The 18,806-nt window shown below is 73.2% G+C and carries 16 protein-coding genes, 2 tRNA genes and 1 pseudogene; 9 read left to right on the top strand and 10 right to left on the bottom strand.

Features of this window, described 5'->3' with window-relative positions:
* Positions 1-85 precede the first annotated feature (85 nt).
* Together I4I78_RS06050 and I4I78_RS06045 are read right to left on the bottom strand one after the other, a co-directional pair.
* Positions 86-1,099 carry an acyl-CoA dehydrogenase family protein gene (locus I4I78_RS06050; RefSeq protein ID WP_218610195.1) on the bottom strand — a complete coding sequence of 338 codons (1,014 nt, stop codon included), beginning with the start codon at positions 1,097-1,099 and terminating at the stop codon, positions 86-88.
* Between the two features lie 15 nt (positions 1,100-1,114).
* Positions 1,115-2,284 carry an acyl-CoA dehydrogenase family protein gene (locus I4I78_RS06045; RefSeq protein ID WP_218610194.1) on the bottom strand — a complete coding sequence of 390 codons (1,170 nt, stop codon included), beginning with the start codon at positions 2,282-2,284 and terminating at the stop codon, positions 1,115-1,117.
* A gap of 164 nt (positions 2,285-2,448) precedes the next feature.
* Between I4I78_RS06045 and I4I78_RS06040 the strand changes: the two genes are divergently transcribed.
* Both I4I78_RS06040 and I4I78_RS06035 read left to right on the top strand, forming a co-directional pair.
* The gene (locus I4I78_RS06040; protein ID WP_218610193.1) at positions 2,449-2,691 is read left to right on the top strand and encodes a ribbon-helix-helix domain-containing protein; all 243 of its coding nucleotides are present in this window, start codon (positions 2,449-2,451) and stop codon (positions 2,689-2,691) included.
* A 7-nt stretch (positions 2,692-2,698) separates the two neighbouring features.
* Positions 2,699-3,091: a hypothetical protein gene (locus I4I78_RS06035; RefSeq protein ID WP_218610192.1), complete on the top strand. Its 393-nt coding sequence runs from the start codon at positions 2,699-2,701 to the stop codon at positions 3,089-3,091.
* Between the two features lie 27 nt (positions 3,092-3,118).
* Here I4I78_RS06035 and I4I78_RS06030 read toward each other — a convergent pair whose 3' ends face one another.
* Complete coding sequence (locus tag I4I78_RS06030) at positions 3,119-3,868, bottom strand: tyrosine-protein phosphatase (protein ID WP_218610191.1); 750 nt, start codon at positions 3,866-3,868, stop codon at positions 3,119-3,121.
* A gap of 113 nt (positions 3,869-3,981) precedes the next feature.
* Positions 3,982-4,452, bottom strand: coding sequence for a redox-sensitive transcriptional activator SoxR (gene soxR, locus I4I78_RS06025; protein ID WP_218610190.1), 471 nt, complete (start codon positions 4,450-4,452; stop codon positions 3,982-3,984).
* 461 nt (positions 4,453-4,913) lie between these two features.
* Here soxR and I4I78_RS06020 point away from each other — a divergent pair, with 461 nt between their 5' ends.
* Positions 4,914-5,750, top strand: a complete 837-nt coding sequence (locus I4I78_RS06020; RefSeq protein ID WP_218610189.1) for a transglycosylase SLT domain-containing protein — start codon at positions 4,914-4,916, stop codon at positions 5,748-5,750.
* Positions 5,751-5,892: 142 nt separating this feature from the next.
* Entirely contained in the window at positions 5,893-7,938 is a 2,046-nt protein-coding gene (locus tag I4I78_RS06015; protein ID WP_218610188.1) for an acyltransferase family protein, read from the top strand.
* Positions 7,939-8,051: 113 nt separating this feature from the next.
* On the opposite strand, the gene I4I78_RS06010 is transcribed toward I4I78_RS06015, so the two are convergent.
* Positions 8,052-8,309, bottom strand: coding sequence for an RNA-binding S4 domain-containing protein (locus I4I78_RS06010; protein ID WP_226379185.1), 258 nt, complete (start codon positions 8,307-8,309; stop codon positions 8,052-8,054).
* 34 nt (positions 8,310-8,343) lie between these two features.
* Between I4I78_RS06010 and I4I78_RS06005 the strand changes: the two genes are divergently transcribed.
* Complete coding sequence (locus tag I4I78_RS06005) at positions 8,344-8,979, top strand: class I SAM-dependent methyltransferase (RefSeq protein WP_218610187.1); 636 nt, start codon at positions 8,344-8,346, stop codon at positions 8,977-8,979.
* A gap of 53 nt (positions 8,980-9,032) precedes the next feature.
* On the opposite strand, the gene I4I78_RS06000 is transcribed toward I4I78_RS06005, so the two are convergent.
* The 3 genes from I4I78_RS06000 to I4I78_RS05990 all read right to left on the bottom strand — a co-directional run bounded on the left by I4I78_RS06000 (position 9,033) and on the right by I4I78_RS05990 (position 12,347).
* Positions 9,033-9,106: transfer RNA gene (locus I4I78_RS06000), tRNA-Met, on the bottom strand.
* Between the two features lie 175 nt (positions 9,107-9,281).
* Positions 9,282-9,355 (bottom strand) — tRNA-Met (locus tag I4I78_RS05995).
* 103 nt (positions 9,356-9,458) lie between these two features.
* Complete coding sequence (locus tag I4I78_RS05990) at positions 9,459-12,347, bottom strand: UPF0182 family protein (RefSeq protein ID WP_218610186.1); 2,889 nt, start codon at positions 12,345-12,347, stop codon at positions 9,459-9,461.
* A 213-nt stretch (positions 12,348-12,560) separates the two neighbouring features.
* Between I4I78_RS05990 and I4I78_RS05985 the strand changes: the two genes are divergently transcribed.
* Together I4I78_RS05985 and I4I78_RS05980 are read left to right on the top strand one after the other, a co-directional pair.
* Positions 12,561-13,565 carry a PDZ domain-containing protein gene (locus tag I4I78_RS05985; RefSeq protein WP_226379184.1) on the top strand — a complete coding sequence of 335 codons (1,005 nt, stop codon included), beginning with the start codon at positions 12,561-12,563 and terminating at the stop codon, positions 13,563-13,565.
* 105 nt (positions 13,566-13,670) lie between these two features.
* Complete coding sequence (locus I4I78_RS05980) at positions 13,671-15,236, top strand: zinc-dependent metalloprotease (protein WP_218610184.1); 1,566 nt, start codon at positions 13,671-13,673, stop codon at positions 15,234-15,236.
* A gap of 37 nt (positions 15,237-15,273) precedes the next feature.
* On the opposite strand, the gene I4I78_RS05975 is transcribed toward I4I78_RS05980, so the two are convergent.
* Positions 15,274-15,912: a YgjP-like metallopeptidase domain-containing protein gene (locus I4I78_RS05975; protein ID WP_308251929.1), complete on the bottom strand. Its 639-nt coding sequence runs from the start codon at positions 15,910-15,912 to the stop codon at positions 15,274-15,276.
* Between the two features lie 120 nt (positions 15,913-16,032).
* On the opposite strand from I4I78_RS05975, the gene I4I78_RS05970 reads away from it, so the two are divergent.
* Complete coding sequence (locus I4I78_RS05970; RefSeq protein ID WP_218610183.1) at positions 16,033-17,166, top strand: TOMM precursor leader peptide-binding protein; 1,134 nt, start codon at positions 16,033-16,035, stop codon at positions 17,164-17,166.
* Positions 17,163-18,497, top strand: a complete 1,335-nt coding sequence (locus tag I4I78_RS05965) for an AarF/ABC1/UbiB kinase family protein (RefSeq protein ID WP_218610182.1) — start codon at positions 17,163-17,165, stop codon at positions 18,495-18,497. The genes I4I78_RS05970 and I4I78_RS05965 overlap by 4 nt, the downstream gene beginning before the upstream one ends.
* A gap of 88 nt (positions 18,498-18,585) precedes the next feature.
* Here the strand turns inward: I4I78_RS05965 and I4I78_RS05960 are convergent.
* A pseudogene (locus tag I4I78_RS05960) lies at positions 18,586-18,806 on the bottom strand (hypothetical protein); the annotation flags it as partial.

The raw sequence follows: 18,806 nt of genomic DNA, 5'->3' as shown, positions 1-18,806 counted from the left end.
TCCGCCCGGATCCGCACCCCGTCCGGCCATCCGCACCTGCTGCACGGGGTGCGGCTGGACGGACGGGGTGCGGGCCCGCGGGTCCTCAGATCGTGAGGGCGGCGATCCGTTCGCGCTGGGCGTCCACGTCGCCGAACTGGCCGGCGAGGCGCTTGGCGCGCTTGTAGAAGAAGTGCGCCTCGTGCTCCCAGGTGTAGCCGATGCCGCCGTGGTACTGGATCATCGCGGCGGTCGCCTGCAGGGCCACCTCGCTGCACTTGGCCTTGGCCACGGCGACCGCGAGGTCGGCGTCGTCGGTGCCGGCGTCGACCGCGTACGCGGCGTAGAGCGCCGCGTGCTCGGCCATCGTGACCCCGACGTGCAGGTCGGCCATCGCGTGCTTGATCGCCTGGAACGAGCCGACCGGCACGCCGAACTGCTGGCGCTCCCGGTCGTAGGCCACGGTCCGCGAGACGGCCTCGCGGGCGATCCCGACCAGGTCGGCCGCGACGAGCACGGTGGCCCGGTCGGTGAGCTGGCGCAGCACCTCGGCGGTACTCCCGGGCAGCGGCTCCACGTCGTCGACCTGCAGCGTCGCGACCCGGCTGGTGCCGTCGAACGAGCCGACCGGGGTCGCGGTGAACGACGTCGACAGGCCGAGGCCGTCCGCGGTGCGGACCACGACGACGTCGGCGACGTTGCCGTACTCGACGGCCGGCAGGGCCCCGGGCGCGGTGCCGCGCAGCGAGAACGCGCCGACGGCCTCGCCTGCGGAGAGCTTCGGCAGCCACCGCGCCTTCTGCTCGTCCGAGCCGGCGAGGCGGATCGCCTCGGCGGCCAGGACGGTGCCCCGCCACGGGCCGGGTGCGGCGCCGGCGCCCAGCGCGCGGGCGATCACCTGCGCCTCCACCAGGCCGAGGCCCAGGCCCTCGTGCTCCTCCGGGACGAGCACGGCCAGCCAGCCCTGCTCGGCGGCGGCCTTCCACAACGAGTCCGGGTGCCCGTTGCCGTCGGCGTCCTCCACGACGCCGCGCACGGCCTCGAGGTCGAAGCGCTCGGCGAGGTACCCGCGGACCGCGGCGTCGAACTCCCGCTGGTCGTCGGTGAGTGCGAAGAACATTCTCCTAGCCCCTCCCTACCGCGGCAGGCCGAGCACGCGCTCGGCGGTGATGTTGCGCTGGACCTGGGACGAGCCGCCCCAGATGGTGACCGAGCGGGACCACATGGCCTGCGCGTGCAGCGGGCGCAGGTCCAGATCGCCGAGCGTGTCCAAGGTGGCGTCCTCGCCCAGGATGTCGTCGTAGACCTCCCAGAGGTCCTGGAACGCCTCGGACCACTGCAGCTTCGTCATCGACGCCTCGAAGCCCAGGTCCTTGCCCTGCTCGGTCTGGGTGAGCACGTGCATCGAGTGCAGCCTCAGGCACTCCAGCTCGGTGAGCACCCGGGCCAGCTTGTTCCGGACCACCGGGTCGGTGTCGCGGCCCAGCTTGCGTGCCACCTCGGCGATCTCGTCGTACTGGCGGCGGAACTCGGTGTACTGCGAGATGCCGGACGCGCCGCGCTCGAACGAGAGCAGCAGCATCGCCGTCCGCCAGCCGTCACCGATCTCGCCGAGACAGTCGGCGGCCGGGACGCGGGCGTCGGAGAAGAAGACCTCGCCGAACTCGCTCGCGCCGCTCATCTGCTTGAGCGGACGGGCGTCCACCCCGGGCTGGTCCATGTCGATCAGCAGCATCGAGATGCCGCGGTGCTTCTCGCTGCCGGCCTCGGTGCGGACCATGGTGAAGATCTTGTCGCCGTGCACGGCGTTGGTCGTCCACACCTTCTGGCCGTTGACGACGAAGTCGTCGCCGTCGCGGACACCCTTGGTGGTCAGCGCGGCGAGGTCGGAGCCGGCGCCGGGCTCGGAGAAGCCCTGGCACCAGATCACCTCGTTGCGCAGCATCGGGCCGATGATCTCCTTGCGCTGCGCGTCCGTGCCGATGGCCATCACGGTCGGGGCGAGGAAGGTCAGGCCGAGCGGGTTGACCGTGCGCGGGGCCTGGGCCCGGACGGTCTCCTCGTCGTAGATCGCCTTCATGCCGGGTGTGCCGCCGCGGCCGCCGAACTCGGTCGGCCACTGGATTCCGGCGAACCCGGCGAGCGCCTTGTCGCGCTCCCAGTCCCGGCGCAACCGGAAGCTCTCGTCGTCGTCGAGGGACTCCCAGAAGCCCGGGCGGTTCCACTCGTCGGGGATGTTCGCCGACAGCCAGGAACGGAGCTCGCTGCGGAACTCCTCCTCGGCCGCGGTAAAGGTCAGGTCCATCTCTACGGGCTCCCTCGCGCCAACGTCGCCGGGCCGCCGGCGGACAGGTGAGCCGGGCCCGGGGGATGCACCCAGCCTTGCATACCGGCCGGTAACATGCATCGGACCCGAACGGATGTCTCGTGTCCCGAGCGGACCCGGTATGCGCGCGGTAGCATTTGGGTATGCGCAGTGAACGGGTGACGGTCACCCTGCCGGCCGACCTGGTGGCCGAGGCACGGGACGCGGTCTCACGCGGGTCGGCGGCGAGCCTGTCCGCTTACGTCGCCGAGGCGGTCCAGTCCCGGCAGGACCGGGACCGTTCACTGGCCACGCTGGCGCACCTCTACGGGGGCCCGCCGCCATCGGACGAGCTGGACGCGGCCAGGCGGTCGCTGTGTTCGGTCTCGCCCGTGGCCGTCGGCTGACCCGGCGATGATCGGCGGACGGGTACTCGACTCCTCAGCGTTGGCGGCGTTCGCCACCGGTCGCCCGGTCTACGTGCGTGCCCTCGTCTGGGCCGCTGTCGAGCAGAACATCGTGCTCGCCATCCCCAGCGCCGCGCTCGGGCGCGCCTGGTCCGTTCTCGAGCCCGAGCACCACGCGGCCCTGCAGGTCCTGCTCGGGCTGCCGAACACCGTGATCCACGAGCTGGACCCGACCACGGCTCAGGAGGCCGGGCTGCTGATGGCCGCGTCCGGGCAGGACGACATCGTCACCGGCCAGGTCGTGAGCACGGCCCGCCGGCGCGGGTGGCCCGCCGTCACCGGGGATCCCGGCGCCCTGCGCAAGCTCGACTCCGCGGTGTTCATCGAGGAGCTCCCGTAGGGGTCCCGCCCCGGGCCTGCGCGGCGCTCACTCCCCGCGCAGGCGGTCCCGGAGCCGGTCGCGCTCGTCGTCGGTGAGGCCGTGGGCCTGCAACCAGGCCACCGGTCCGCCGTGGCGCTCGTCGAGCAGGTCGAGGAACCGGCGCATCACCTCGGCACGCGGGCGGTGCCGGTCGATCTCGTCGTCCTCGGGCATCGCCTCGCCGGAGGATCTGGTCCAGCGGCGGAACATCTCCTCGATCCGGACCGCGGACAGCGCGTAGTCGGCGACGACGTCGGAGCGCGGGACCCCGGCCACGGACTCGACGAGTGCGACCAGCACGCCGGTGCGGTCCTTGCCCGCGGCGCAGTGCACGATCGTCGCGCCGTCGGTGAGCCCGGCGACCCGGCGGACGCCCTCCACGACGTTCGGCCCCCGGTCGTCGAGGTAGGCCAGGTAGTTGCGGACCATCGGGTCCAGGTCCTCGTCCACCTCCGGCAGGGCCCGGCCCTCCTCCGGGATGAAGCTGAGCAGGTGCGTCTCGACGCCCGCGGTGAACAGCTCACCGCGGCCGTAGCGGACCCGCTCGTCGTCGGTGCGCAGATCCAGCACCTGCACGACGCCGTAGACGTCGAGCAGCCGGCGCACGTCGCCGGGGCTGAGGTACTCCAGGGCCTCGGTGCGCAGCAGCACCCCCGGCCGGACGTGGCCGCCGCCCTCGAGCGGCAACCCTCCGATGTCACGGGCGTTGGAGAGCCCGTCGAACTGCAGCCAGCGGTCCTGCTCGACGTCGGTCACGGCGCCAGCCTAGGCGGGCGCCGGGTGCCGCGGTCGGCGTCCGGACCGATGTCACCGGGAGTTCGCCCGCGGCGCCGGGGCGGGTCGGCGGCCGTGGCGCGGAACCGGACGGGTCAGCGGCCGTGCACCGGGGGACGGCGCAGGGCGGCGGGCAGTGCGCGCGCCCCGTCCCCCTCCGCGGCGACCACGTCGCCCGGGTTGATCAGGCGGCACTTCGTCATGGACAGGCAGCCGCAGCCGATGCAGCCGTCGAGCCCGTCGCGCAGGGCCACCAGCGCCTCGACCTGCTCGTCGAGCCGGGCCCGCCAGGTCTTCGACAGCCGGCCCCAGTCGGCCTTGGTCGGGGTGCGTTCGTCGGGCAGTCCCTGCAACGCGGTCCGCACCTCGTCGAGACCGATCCCGATCGAACGCGCCGCGCGGACGAACGCGAGCCGACGCAGCTGGCTTCGCCGGTAGCGGCGCTGCCCCCCGGAGGTGCGGGTCGCCGAGATCAGTCCCTCGCGCTCGTAGTAGCGCAGCGCCGAGTGCGGGAAGCCGCTGCGATCGACCACCTCGCCGATGGTCAGAAGATCGTTGGAGTCCATACCCCGCCCTCGCTCGACAACCCTGAAGCCAGAGTCAGGTTACCGGCGATTCGGCGTCGCCATCGGGCCCTCGAGGGTCCCCGCGCGGACCTGTCGTGCGGCGCGATGATCTTGCCGGCGTCGCGCCCGGACACCGAAACAATGGCCCTGAGCTGCGGAAACGACCGTCCGACGAGGATCGGTACCGCTGGCCGCGAGCACCGCCATCCACCCTCAAGATCAATATCTCGGTGAACGGTGTGCCCGACGCGCCGACGGGTACCCCCGGTGCTTGTCGTGATCAACGCCTGGCCGTAGGGTCCTCCGGGTCATCACGGCCCGATCACGAGCGGGCAGCAGCCGGACTTCCCCGACCGGCTGACCCGGGACCCCCGACCCGGCCGCTCGTACGGCGCCGTCCGTGATCGCGAAAGGGCGTTCCCTTGCCTGCACACCGCTCCCCCGGCGGCTACAGCACGACCATGGTTCCGCAGTCGGCCCCGACCGACACCCGCTCCGTCCGCTCCCCCGCGCGGCACTCGAGCACCCCCGCCTCGGCCGCGCGCCGGGTCGGCACGACGACCGCCGCGGCCGGTGCCGCGTTCGGCGTCGTCGCCTCGGGTGCCTTCGCCGCGGTGATCCCGACGACCGTCGGCGGGAACACCGAGGCCGACGCCGCCCCGGACGTCACGAAGGCGACGATGCTCGCCTCGCAGTCGGCGCCGATCGCCTCGTCGACCACCTCGACCGACGGCAGCCCGTCGGGCTACTTCAGCCCCGTCGCGTTCGACACGACGCCCGCCGCCACGCACCAGGCCGGTGCCGCGCACGCGACGGCGTCCGATGTGGACGTCGCCTCGCTGGACAAGGCCGGCAAGATCGCCGAGAAGATCGCCGCGGAGCACGAGAAGGCCGCCGCGGCCGAGGCGAAGAAGGCCGCCGCCCGCCAGGAGCTCGACTCGACGATCGCCGCCGGCGGGCTCGACGGCTGGATCGCCGAGGCGCTCGACCACATGGGCATGCCGCAGTCCTACGCGACCGGCCTCAAGCGGATCATCCTCAAGGAGTCCAACGGGGACCCGGACGCCATCAACGACTGGGACTCCAACGCCGCCGCGGGCAACCACTCCGAGGGCCTGATGCAGGTCATCCCGGCCACGTTCAAGCGCTACGTGCACCCGGACTTCGCGAGCGAGTCGGTCACCGACCCGGTCGCGAACATCACCGCGGGCGTCCGCTACATGGTCGACCGGTACGGCGAGGAGACCCTCGCCGCGGGTGGGCGCAGCAGCTCCAGCGGCGGGTACATGGGATACTGAGGTCCGGCGGCCACCTCGTGGCCGCGACCTCAGGGAGTACTCGCGGTTCATACGCGTGCAGCGGTTCGTCCAGCGGCCGGCAGGTCTCCTGCCGGCCGCTGTCGTATGTCCGGACCGGACGGACGGGAAGGAGCTCGGCCTCGTGACCTCGCCCGGGACCGGAGCACCCGCCACCACCGACGCCGGCCGGCGGACCCGGTACCGGCCGGAGCTGCAGGGCCTGCGGGCGCTGGCCGTCGGGCTGGTCGTCGTCTACCACGTCTGGTTCGACCGGGTCTCCGGTGGCGTGGACGTGTTCTTCCTGATCAGCGGGTTCCTGGTGACCGGGGGCCTCTACCGGTCGGCGCGCCGCGGGCGGGTGGACCTGCGGGCGACGTGGTCGCGTCAGCTCTCCCGGCTGCTGCCCGCGGCCGGGGTGGTGCTGCTGGCCAGTGCGGCCGCCGGGGCGCTGCTGCTGCCGGAGAGCCGCTGGCTGCCGACCGTCCGCGAGCTCGTCACCTCGACGCTGTTCCTGCAGAACTGGCAGCTCGCCGCGGATGCGGTCGACTACGCCGCGCAGAACGACGCGGCCGGGATCGCGCAGCACTTCTGGTCGCTCTCGGTGCAGGGCCAGTTCTACCTGGTGTGGCCGCTGCTGGTGGCGCTCGTCGCGGTCGTCGCCCGCCGGGACTCCCGGGGCCTGCACCGCACCCTGTCCGTCGTCCTGCTCGGCGTCGGCGCGGCGTCGTTGGTGTTCTCGGTGCTGCTCACGGCCGCCGACCAGCCGCTGGCCTACTTCCACTCGCTGACCCGGGTCTGGGAGTTCGCCCTCGGCGGGCTGCTCGCCCTGTGGATCGACCGGATCGAGGCGAGCCCGCTGATGGGGACCCGGACCCGGGTCGCGCTCGGCTGGGCCGGGATCGCGGCCCTGGTCTCCTGCGGGTTCCTGCTCCAGGTGGACCGGGCGTTCCCGGGCTGGGTGGCGCTCTGGCCGACCATGGCCGCCGCCCTGGTCCTGACGGCCGGGCGGACCGGGCACCGCTGGGGCGCGGACCGGATGCTGGTCACACCCCTGCTGCACCGCCTCGGCGACATCAGCTTCCCGCTCTACCTCTGGCACTGGCCGATCCTGGTTCTCACGCTCGTGCTGACCGGGCGGCCGCACCCCGGGCTCCTCGGCGGGCTCGTGGTGATCGCAGCGGCACTGGTGCTGGCCGTGCTCACCCACCGCTTCGTCGAGCAACCGCTGCAGCGGGCCCGTCCACGGGTCGCGCTGCGCACGGGTCTCGCGCTGGCCGGCACCGTGCTGCTGACCTGCAGCCTCTGGCAGGGCGTGGCGACGGTCCGCGCCGAGCCGGGCGTCGACGTCGGCTCGCCGGCGCACCCCGGCGCCGGCGCGCTGGACCCGTCGTTCAGCTTCGCCGGCGCCGACGTCGACGACGCCCCGCTGCTGCCCTCGCTGGTGCAGGCGGGCGACGACTGGAGCTACCGGACCGGCACCTGGCTCTGCGGCCCCTCACCGCAACGCCCGGATCTCGAGGTCTGCCGGATCCCCTCGCCCGGTGACGGGCCGCCGGAGCGCACCGTCGCGGTCGTCGGGGACTCGCACGCCCAGCAGTACACCGGCGCCCTGATCCCGCTCGCGGCCCAGCGCAACTGGGAGCTCGTGGTGATGTTCCGCGGGGCCTGCCCGTTCTCCACCGCCTCCGAGGTCGACCCGGCCGACGAGAGCTGCACCGCCTGGAACTCCCTGGCCGCCGACGAACTCGCCGAGCAGCAGCCGGACGCCGTCGTCACCCTGGCCAGCCGCGACGTCCGCCCCGGGCAGACCGAGCAGACCCCACCCGGGTTCGTCGGGCAGTGGTGGCGGATGCACGACGCGGGCATCCCGGTCGTCGCGCTGCGGGACAACCCGCGTCCCGGCTTCTCGGTCCCGGACTGCGTGAGCGACAACGGTCGTCTCGCCGACGTGTGCGGGCTCGAGCGCGAGAGCGTCTACCCGGCCATGCCGAGCTACTCGACGCTGCCCGACGTGCCGCCGAACGTCTCGTTCGTGGACATGGCCGACCACCTCTGCGACGCGCGCTCCTGCCCGAGCGAGGTCGGCAACGTGCTCGTCTACATGGACGACAACCACCTGACGTCCACGTTCACGGCGTCCCTGGCCCCGACCCTGGCCCGGCACCTGGAGACGACACTGGGCTGGTGAGCTCTGCTCACCGGCGCCCCCGCGCCGCGAGGGGGCCCCTCGGGACGCTCCGGTGAGCGAGGGGGCCCTTCGAGACCCGATCGCGGGATCCGGTGACGGGCCCGCGGGGATGCTCAGCCGACGGTCGGGCGGACCCGGGTCCCGGCGACCGCGACGACGTCGCCGGCCTTTAGCTGCGCGCCGCGGCGGTTCTCCGGACGGCCGTTGAGGGTCACATCGCCGGACTCGAGCAGCTCGCGGGCGTGCCCGCCGTCCTCGGCCAGCCCGGCGAGCTTGAGGAACTGGCCGATCCGGATGGGCTCCGAGTCGATCGGCACGTCCATGATCGGTGCTGCACCCCGTGCCGGGGACTGCCTCGCGGACTCGCTCATGGTGTCCATGATGCGCGCCGTAGGATCCGTGCGCGTGCAGGACCACTACTTCACCGCCGATCCGACGGCACCGAGTCGGCCCGGCACGGTCCGCCTCCACACCGCCGAGCGGGGCGCAGACGGAACGAGCATCGGCGCAGGCGTCGATCTGACGCTGGCGACCGACTCCGGGGTGTTCTCCCAGGGCCGGGTGGACCGCGGCACGAAGGTCCTGCTCGAGTCCGCCCCGATGCCCGGGACCCGCGGTCCGATGCTCGACCTGGGTTGCGGGTACGGGCCGATCGCGCTGACCCTGGCCACCCGGCGGCGCAGGCTCCCGGTGTGGGCGATCGACCTCAACGACCGGGCACTCGGCCTGACCCGGGCGAACGCGGAATCGGCGGGCCTGGGCAACGTCACCGTCTGCCGCCCGGACGAGGTGCCCGACGACGTCACGTTCGCCGGGATCTACTCCAACCCGCCGATCCGCTCCGGCAAGGCCGCGCTGCACGAGATGCTGCTGCGCTGGCTGCCGCGCCTGTCCCCGGACGGCGTCGCGTACCTGGTGGTGTCGAAGAACCTCGGCTCGGACTCGCTGGCCCGCTGGCTCGACGAGCAGGGCTTCCCGACGAGCCGGCTCACGTCCGACCGGGGCTTCCGCGTGCTCGAGGTGCGCCCGGCGACGTCGTAGCAGCACGACGCACGAAGGGCCCCGGACCAGCTGGTCCGGGGCCCTTCGACGAGTAGCGGGGGTAGGATTCGAACCTACGACCTCTGGGTTATGAGCCCAGCGAGCTACCGAGCTGCTCCACCCCGCGTCGGTAGAACCGATACTACGCGACCTCCCCGCGGACACGACACGGACCCCCCACGTTCACCGGGGCCGCCCGGAACGCCTGCCGAGGCGGCCACGCCGGCGACCCCGGGGCCGCGCGAAAGGACCGGCAAGAACGACGAAGGCCCCCGGATCTCTCCGGGGGCCTTCGCGATGAGTAGCGGGGGTAGGATTCGAACCTACGACCTCTGGGTTATGAGCCCAGCGAGCTACCGAGCTGCTCCACCCCGCGCCGTGTTTCTGTATTTCGTTGTACCGCTGACTCTACACGCCCGCTATCTCGCACCGGGCGCGGGGGGTGCCCGGGGAACGCGTCCCCGGGCACCCCGTGCCGGTCAGCCGCCGGCGGACTGGAACTTCGCGACCGCGGCGTCGAGCGCCGCGAGCGCCTGACCCTGCTTGGCGAAGTCCCCGCCCCGCTGGGCGGCCTTGAGCTCGTCGAGCGCCGCGCGGATCTCGGTGGCCGCCGACGCCTGGGCCGCGCTCGCGGCGCCCGGAGCCGCCGGTGTGGCCGGCGTCCCCGGAGCCGCGGGCGTCGCCGGGGTCGGCGTCGTCCCGGTCGCGGCGGTACCGGCCCCCGCCCCGAAGATCTGGTCCAGTGCCACCGACAGGCTCGGGTTGTACCCGACCTGCCCGCCGTAGCTGACCAGCACGCGGGCCAGCTGCGGGTAGGACGAGTCCTGCCCGGCCCGCTCGATGTAGACCGGCTCGACGTAGAGCAGCCCTCCGGCCACCGGCAGCGTCAGCAGGTTCCCGTAGTCGATCGTGGTCTGGTTCTGCCGCAGCAGGTTCAGCTCCTGCGACACCTGCGGCGAGCCGAGGAACTGGGTCTGCACCTGTTGCGGGCCGAGCGTCTGGGTCTCACTGGGCAGCTCCAGCACGGTGATCTTGCCGTAGTTCTCCGGGTCCGAGTCCACCGACATGTAGGACGCCAGGAACTGCCGTCGCAGGCTGACCAGCGCGCTGGTCAGCTGGAACGTCGCCTCGCGCTGCCCGGGCAACCCGGCCAGGACGTAGTAGGGCGGCTGGGCGTCCTGCGCCGAACCGGTGTTGCCCTGCACCGTCGGGTCCGAGGGCACGTCCCAGAACGAGACGGTCGAGAAGAACTCCCCCGGGTCACTGACGTGGTAGCGGGTCAGCAGCTCGCGCTGGACCTTGAACTGGTCCTCCGGGTAGCGCAGGTGCTCGTTGAGGGACGGGCTGATCTCGGACTTGGGCGTCACCGATCCCGGGAACGCCTTCTCCCAGGTCTGCAGCACCGGGTCGGTCTCGTCGAAGGCGTAGAGCTTGATGCTGCCGTCGTAGGCGTCGACGGTCGCCTTCACCGAGTTGCGCAGGTAGCTGATGTTGTCGTTCGGGCCCTGCTGGCCCTGCGCGCCGAGCCGGCTGTCCGCGGTCGCCTCACCCAGCGGGACCTGCGCCGCGTACGGGTAGTTCTGCAGCGTGGTGTAGCCGTCGATGATCCACTGCACGCGGCCGTCGACGACGGCCGGATACGCGTCGTTGTCCACGGTCAGCCACGGGGCGACGTCCCGGACCCGCTGCGAGGGGTCGCGGTTGTAGAGGATCCGCGAGTTCTCGTTGATCGAGCTGTTGAACAGGATGTTGCGTTCGCCGTAGGCCAGCGCGAACGCCATCCGGTTGCCCAGCCCGCCGATCGGCACGCCGCCGGCGCCGTCGTAGGTGTACTGCTGGGTGTCCGAGTCGTACTCGCGTGCCGCGTCACCGGGTCCCGCCCCGACGATCGAGTACTCGTTGTTGAGCAGCTCGCTGTAGTAGATCCGGGGCTGCCGCACCGGGATCGTGCCCTGGGTCGAGGTGTCGCTCACGGTGAAGTTCGGCAGGCCGCCCTGGCCGCCGGTGTCCTCCAGCGCCGCGTTGACCTGGTTCGCCGGTGCGGCCACGATGCCGTTGCCGTGGGTGTAGACGAGGTGCTTGTTGATCCAGTCGGTCTGGTTGCCGACCAGGGCACTCTGGTCCAGCTCGCGGGCCGCGATCACGTAGTCCTGGGTCTCGCCGCCGACGGTGTAGCGGTCGATGTCCAGGGACGGGGTGAAGCCGTAGAAGTTCCGGCGCTGCTGGAGCTGGGTGAACGTCTTGTTCAGCTTGCCCGGGTCGAGCAGCCGGATGTTCGGGATCGTCGCGGTGTCCGAGCGCACCTGCGCCGGGGTCGCCGTCGACGTCCCGCTGTAGTCCTTGATGTCGACCTTGTCCGGGGTCAGCCCGAACGCCGCCCGCGTCGCCTCGATGTTGCGCTGGATCGACGGGGCCTCGCGCTCGTTCGCGTTCGGGGCCACCACGAACTGCTGCAGCACCGCGGGCCAGGCCGCGCCGACCAGGATCGAGGAGATCACGAGCATCACCAGCGCGACGGCCGGGATCTGCAGGTTGCGCCGGAACACCGCGGCGAAGAACGCGCCCGCGCAGATCACCGAGATGATCAACAGGATGATCTTCGCCGGGAGGACGGCGTTGAGGTCGGTGTAGGTGGCGCCGGTGAAGTTCGCGTTGCGCTGGGAGAACAGCAGGTCGTACCGGTCGAACCAGTAGCCGACGGCCTTGAGCAGCACGAACACACCCGCCAGCACGGCCAGCTGGGCGCGCGCGGCGGCCGAGATCTGCCCGCTGCGGCCGGTGAGCCGGATGCCGCCGAACAGATAGTGCGTGACCAGCGCGACGATGAAGCAGATCGCCACCGAGACGAACAGCCAGGTGAGCACGAGGCGCAGGAACGGCAGCGTGAACGCGTAGAACGACACGTCGTTGCCGAACTCCGGGTCCGCGACGTTGAACGGCGTGGAGTGCAGGAACATCTGCACCGTCTGCCAGCTGCCCTGCGCGGCCAGCCCGGCGATCACGCCGATCGCGACCGGGATGCCGACGGCGAACAGCCGCAGACGCTGGATGATCACTGTGCGGTACCGGGCCACCGGGTCCTCGGGGCCGGAGACCGGTACGAAGACCGGCCGGAACCGGTAGGCGATCCACAGCGTCAGCGCGACGAGGCCGCCGACGAGCAGGGCGATCACCAGGAACTGCACGACCTGGGTGAACAGTCTGGTGGTCAGGACGTTGCGGAAGCCGACCTCGCCGAACCACAGCCAGTCCACATAGAAGTTGACCAGCCGGGAACCACCCAGCAGAAGAACCACCAGGACACCTGCCGCGATGAGCAGGATCCGGGTACGCCGGGACAGCGACGGCGCTCCCACGGGGGGCCGCATGGACACGGTCACGCTCCAGTACTTCGGGAATCAGGAGCGGGCGACCGGCCGGCGGGGAGCGACGGCGCGGTTGTCCCACTGTGCCGACAACTCTACGGAGAACGCGTGAGTTCCCGGTTGAATCCCCCGCATTCGGGTTTCGGACGGCCGCTGCACGCCCGTCCGGGTGACGGGCCGTAGGGTGCGATCGTGGGCGTTCGATCTTCGTCGTGGATGACGGCGCTCCTGCTGTTGCTGGGAATCGCCGTCGTCGGGTCCGTCGTGCCCGCCCCGGTGGTCTCGCTCGGGCCGGGGCCGACGTTCGACACGCTCGGCGTCGTCGAGGGCAAGCCGGTGGTCTCCGCCGACGGCCTGCCCAACTACCCGACGTCCGGGCACCTGAACATGACCACGGTCGGGGTCACCGACCGGATCACCGCGTTCCAGGCGCTGGGGCTGTGGTTCTCCGGCGACCACCAGCTCGTCCCGCGGTTCACGCTGTACCCGCCGGACCTCTCCGAGCAGCAGGTCACCTCGGAGAACAAGCTGGAGTTCGACAGCTCGGTGGCCAACGCCGAGGCCGCGGCGCTGACGTTCCTGAAGATGCCGACCCGGGTGACGGTCGGCGCGCTCACCCCCGGCTCGCCGTCGTCGGGCGTGCTGGCCGAGGGCGACCAGATCGTCGCCGTGTCCGGCCGACCGGTCGCGTCGGTCCCGATGCTGCTGGAGACGCTGCGGGCCGCCCGCCCGGGCGTTCCGCTGGCGCTGCGCGTCAAGCGGGGTGACGACCCGGTGCGGGACGTGAGCGTCACCCCGTCCGGCTACCCCGGGGACCCGGCGCGGGCGTTCCTCGGCATCACCCCGGCCACCGCGCCGGCCGCAGGCGATCGGCTCTCGATCACGCTGGGCGACGTGGGCGGCCCCTCGGCCGGGCTCATGTTCACCCTCGCCCTGGTCGACAAGCTGACGCCGGGCGAGCTCACCGGCGGCCGGTTCGTCGCGGGCACCGGCACCATCACCCCGGAGGGCACCGTCGGCCCGATCAGCGGCATCCGGTTCAAGATGCTCAAGGCCTCCGAGGTCGGGGCACAGACGTTCCTGGTGCCCGCGGACAACTGCGCCGAGGCCGCCTCCGACGCCCCGGACGGGCTGCAGCTGGCCCGCGTGGGCACGGTCGGCGACGCGGTGACGGCGCTGGACACGCTCCGGGCCGGGGGCGTTCCGCGGGGCTGCTCCTGACGCGTCGCGTCCCCTGACGGTCGGCGTCACGCTGTCGGCGAACAGGCGCCCACCAGCGGCGGAGCGCGGCCACACGCGGATGGCCTCCCGCGTACGGTGGGTCTCATGAGTGATGTGCCCTTCGGCTTCGGTCCCTCCGACCGCGACCGCGACCGTGACGACCGCCGGCGCGAGTCCGGGGACGCCTCCGGAGGGGACACCGGTGGCGGCGACCAGGGAGAGGGGCCGCAGGACCCGTTCGGGTTCGGCAAGCTGCCGCCCGGCGCCGGCGACCCGGCCGGCGGGTTCGGCGCGTTCCCGGGGATGCCGGGCATGCCCGGGATGCCGGGGATGCCCGGCGCAGGCGGACCCGGCGGGTTCGACGTCAGCCAGCTCGGCCAGATGCTCAGCCAGCTCGGCCAGATGCTCAGCAGCGCCGGGACCGGTGGCGACGACGGGCCGGTCAACTACGACCTGGCCGCGCAGATGGCGACCCAGCAGCTCGCCCAGACCACCTCGTCGCTGACCGACGAGCAGCGCAGGGCCGTCGTCGAGGCGTTCAAGCTGGCCGAGATGTGGCTGGACCCGGCCACCGAGTTCCCGGCCGGCGCGACCGACGTCGTGGCCTGGACGGCGACCGACTGGGTCAAGGCGGGCATGCCGACCTGGAAGCGGATGTGCGACCCGGTCGCCCGCCGCATCTCCGGTGCCTGGGTGGAGGGCCTGCCCGAGGAGGTCCGCGCGCAGGCCGGCCCGATGCTCGGGATGATCGGCCAGATGGGTGGCCTGGCGTTCGGCACCCAGCTCGGCCAGGGTTTGGCCCAGCTCGCCTCCGAGGTGCTCAGCTCCACCGACCTGGGCATCCCGATCGGGCCGGACCGCACCGCGGCACTGCTGCCCGAGTCCATCGCCACGTTCACCGAGGGGCTCGACCTGCCGGCCGGTGAGGTCATGCTCTACCTGGCCGCCCGCGAGGCCGCCCACCAGCGGCTGTTCGCGCACGTCGGCTGGCTCCGGGAGCGGCTGTTGGGCACGGTCGAGGAGTACGCGCGCGGCATCACCGTGGACACCTCGCGGATCGAGGAGCTGGCCCAGAACATCGACCCGTCCAACCCGGCCTCGATCCAGGAGGCCATGTCCTCGGGCATGTTCGAGCCGGAGGACACCCCCGAGCAGAAGGCGGCGCTGGCGCGGCTGGAGACGCTGCTCGCCCTGATCGAGGGGTGGGTGGACGCCGTGGTCGCCGAGGCACTGGGCGAGCGGCTGCCCGGTGCGGAGGCGCTGCGCGAGACGATGCGCCGCCGTCGTGCCTCGGGCGGGCCGGCCGAGCAGGCCTTCGCCACGATCGTCGGGCTGGAGCTGCGCCCGCGCCGGCTGCGGGCCGCCGCGGAGCTGTGGCAGCTGCTCAGCCGGGAGCACGGCGCCGCGGGCCGCGACGCCGTCTGGGCGCACCCGGACCTGATCCCGTCGGCCGACGACCTGGACGACCCGGCCGCGTTCGTGCGCCGCTCCCTCGAGACCGACGACCCGATCGCGGAGCTGGAGAAGCAGATGCGGGCCGACGCCGAGGCGGCCGGTGACCCGTCCACCGGTGACGAGCGCGGCGACTCCGGGCCCGACGACTCCCGGCCCGACCACTCCAAGCCCGACGACGAGGGCCCCGGCGGCTCCACCGGCACCTCGACGAGCTGACCCCGGCCGGTCGCGGCGGCTCCGGGGCTCCGGGGGCTCAGCCTGCCGCGAGCGCGTCCGGCTCGTCGGCGGCTCCGGAGTCCACGGCACCGCCCGCGTCCACGGCCCCGCGAGCGTCCACGTCGCCGTCCTCCGCGCCGTCGCCGTCGACGCCGATCATCCCGAGTGCCGCGGCGGCGCTGAGGCCCTCCAGGTACCCGATCGCCCGCTCGGCCTTCGGGTAGTGGTGCACCCACGCCCAGAACGTCTCGTCGTGCGCCGCGGAGAGCAGGTGCGCGAGTTCGTGGACGAGCACGTAGTCCACGACCCAGCCCGGCACGTCACGCAGCCTCTCGCTGACCCGGATGGTGCCGTCGTCGGGGGTGCAGGAGGCCCACCGGGTCCGCATCGGCGCCACCCAGCGGACCGACACCGGGCGGGCGCGGCCCTCCAGATAGCGGGTGGACAGCTCGGCGGCCCGGCGGAACAGCGCGTCGTCGCCGCGACGGCCCGGGGAACGGCGCTTGCGCTCGCTGCGCTCCAGCCGCCGGACCATCTCGGCGACCCAGTCGTGCTCCTCGCGCTCGCTCATCCAGCCGGGGATGAACACGATGACCGTGTCGCCCTCGCGTCGGGCACTGACCATCCGGCGGCGTCGTGCACTGCGGCGGACCTCGACGACCGGGGGGCTGGCCATGTCCTCAGGGTAGGCCCGCCGCCGCGCGGCCGCCCTCCCCCGGGGTGTAGCGGCTGTGCGGATGCGAACGCGCCGTACGGATCCGGCCCGCATCCGTACGCCGGTGTGCAGGATCGTGCGATGACCCGTTCCGCCGTCCCGCGCCCGGCGTCGTCGCACCCGGCGTCGTCGCACCCGGCGCCGTGGCACCCGGGCGCACCGGAGGGGCTGCCCGCCCGCGTGGTGCTCGCCCCGCACCTGTTCGTCCTGGTCCGCGGGCCGGACTCCCGCCAGGTGGGCCTCGACCCGGTGCGGGGTCTGGTCCTGGAGGACCTCTGCCCGGCCGGCGCGGCGATGCTCGACGAGCTGGGGCCCGCCCCGGTGGACACCGCGGACCTGCTCCGGCGCGCCGCCGGCCGCGGGGCGGACCCGGGCACGGGCACCGCTCTGCTGGCGGCGTTGCTCGGCGCCGGGCTCCTGCGTGACGCCCGGACGCCGGACCGGGTCGCCCGTCGCCGCGCCGGCTCCCACGTCCAGGTCCGCGGGGACGGCCCGCTGGCGCTCGCCGTGTCCGCCGCGCTGTCGCGGGCCGGCGTCGGGGCGGTGCACGCCCGGACGTCCGGGCCGGTGGGGCCGCCCGATCTGCTCATCGCAGGGCTGCCCGCGCGGGCGCTGGGTCGCGACCGGTCCCGGGTCGCCGCGGAGCTGATCGCCGCGACGGCGCCGGGGACGCGCGCCGCCACACCCGGCCGTACCCCGCCGGACCTGGTGGTGCTCACCGACGCCCAGGCCCGCCGGCTCGACGAGGCCGACGCCCTGACCGGCCGCGCCGTGGAGCACCTGGTGGTGCGCGTGCGCGACGGGCGGGGCGTCGTCGGCCCGCTGGTGCTGCCCGGCCGTTCGGCCTGCCTGCGCTGTCTCGACCTGCACCGGACCGGTCTCGACCCGGGTTGGCCCGCGCTCACCGCAGCGCTGGCCGACCGGACCGGGTCCGCGGAGCCCGGCGTGTTGGCCGCGACCGCCGCCCTCGGCGCGGCGCAGGCGTTGCTCGCCCTGGACGGCCCGACGACCGGCGGGCCCCCGCCGCCGAGCCTGGACGCGACGCTCGAGCTGGACCTCGACACGGCAGGCGTCGTCACCCGCGTGTGGGCCGCGCACCCCGGTTGCCCGTGCGGCGCTGCGGTACCGGTCACCGCGCCGGCACCCGGCGATCGGGCCCGTCCGGCGGGTGCGGCGTGCGGACATGCCCCGTGGCGGGAGACAATCAGGGGGTGAGCGACATACCCCGACGGACCGCTTCGCGCACCGCCAAGCTCGCCGGCCTGCCCCTGGGCGTCGCCGGACGAGCGGCAGCGGGGTGGGGACGGCGCCTGACCGGCGGTGACCGGGACGAGATCTCGGCCCAGCTCGCCGCGAAGAGCGCCGAGCAGCTGTTCGCGGTGCTCGGCGAGCTCAAGGGCGGCGCCATGAAGTTCGGCCAGGCGCTGAGCGTGTTCGAGGCGGCGATCCCGGACGAGTTCGCCGAGCCGTACCGGGAGGCGCTGGTCAAGCTCCAGACCGCCGCACCGCCGATGCCCAGGGCCGACGTCCACCACATGCTCGCCGAGCAGTTCGGCCGCGGCTGGCACGCCCGCTTCCAGGACTTCGACGACGTCCCCGCCGCGTCGGCCAGCATCGGGCAGGTGCACCGCGCGATCTGGCACGACGGCCGCGAGGTCGCGGTGAAGGTCCAGTACCCGGGCGCGGAGGAGGCCCTGCGCTCGGACCTGCGCCAGCTCGGCCGGATGAGCAGGCTGCTACAGCCGCTCGCCCCCGGCCTGGAGCTCAAGCCGCTGATCACCGAGCTCAAGAACCGGATGGAGGAGGAGCTCGACTACCGCGACGAGGCCGCCTACCAGCGTGAGTTCGGCGCGATCTACGACGGCGACGAGAACGTCGTCGTCCCCCGCGTCGTGGCGTCGGCACCCAAGGCGATGGTCAGCGAGTGGGTCACCGGGCGCCCGCTGTCCTCGGTCATCCGCGACGGCACCCGGGACGAACGCGACGCCGCCGGCGCGCTGCTGGCCGAGTTCCACTACTCGGCCCCCACGCGGGCGCACCTGCTGCACTCCGACCCGCACCCGGGCAACTTCGGAGTCCTCGACGACGGCCGCCTGTTGGTCCTGGACTTCGGCGCGGTCGCGCGGCTGCCCGACGGGATGCCGCGGGAGCTGGTGCAGATGACGAAGTTCGCGCTGGAGTACCGCTCGGCCGATCTGATGACGCTGATGCGCGACGCCGGGTTCGTGCTCGAGGGCAGCCGCCTCGACCCGGAGGAGGCGATGGGCTACCTGGCCCCGTTCACCGAGCCGCTGCGGACCGAGGAGTTCCACTTCAGCCGCCGGTGGATCCAGAGCCAGGCCGAACGCGTCGGGGACCTGCGCAACCCGGAGGCGGCGACGGCGCGGCAGCTGAACCTGCCGCCGCAGTTCCTGCTCGTGCACCGGGTGACGATGGGGACCCTCGGCATCCTCTGCCAGCTCGACGCCCGGGTGCGGCTGCGCGACATCGTCGCCGCGTGGCAGCCGGAGCTCTTCGACGGAGGCATCCCCGCCGCCGGGGAGTAGGCGCCCGGACACACGACGACGCCCCGCCCGGTCTCCTCGGGTGGGGCGTCGTCGTGTTCGTGTGTTCCTGTGCCGGGGGCCGGCCGGGTCAGCCGGGCGCGACCCGGTCGCGTTCGGCCTGCGCCCGCCGCTGGGCCCATGCGGCGAGCCGGGCCCACCGTCGTCCGGCGGTCAGGGTGCGGGCCCGGCGGTACTGCCGGGCCTCGCGTTCGGCCTCCCGCTGTCGGGATCTCGCCAGGGCTTCATGGATCAACATCGGGGCTCCCTCGGTGCGGTGATCGGTCGGTGCCTGGGATGCGGTGGCCGGGG

The sequence above is a fragment of the Pseudonocardia sp. KRD291 genome (assembly GCF_019263595.1).
Taxonomy (GTDB): domain Bacteria; phylum Actinomycetota; class Actinomycetes; order Mycobacteriales; family Pseudonocardiaceae; genus Pseudonocardia.
Note: the sequence above shows the minus strand (reverse complement) of the source record. Positions and strands in the feature narration are given on the sequence as shown.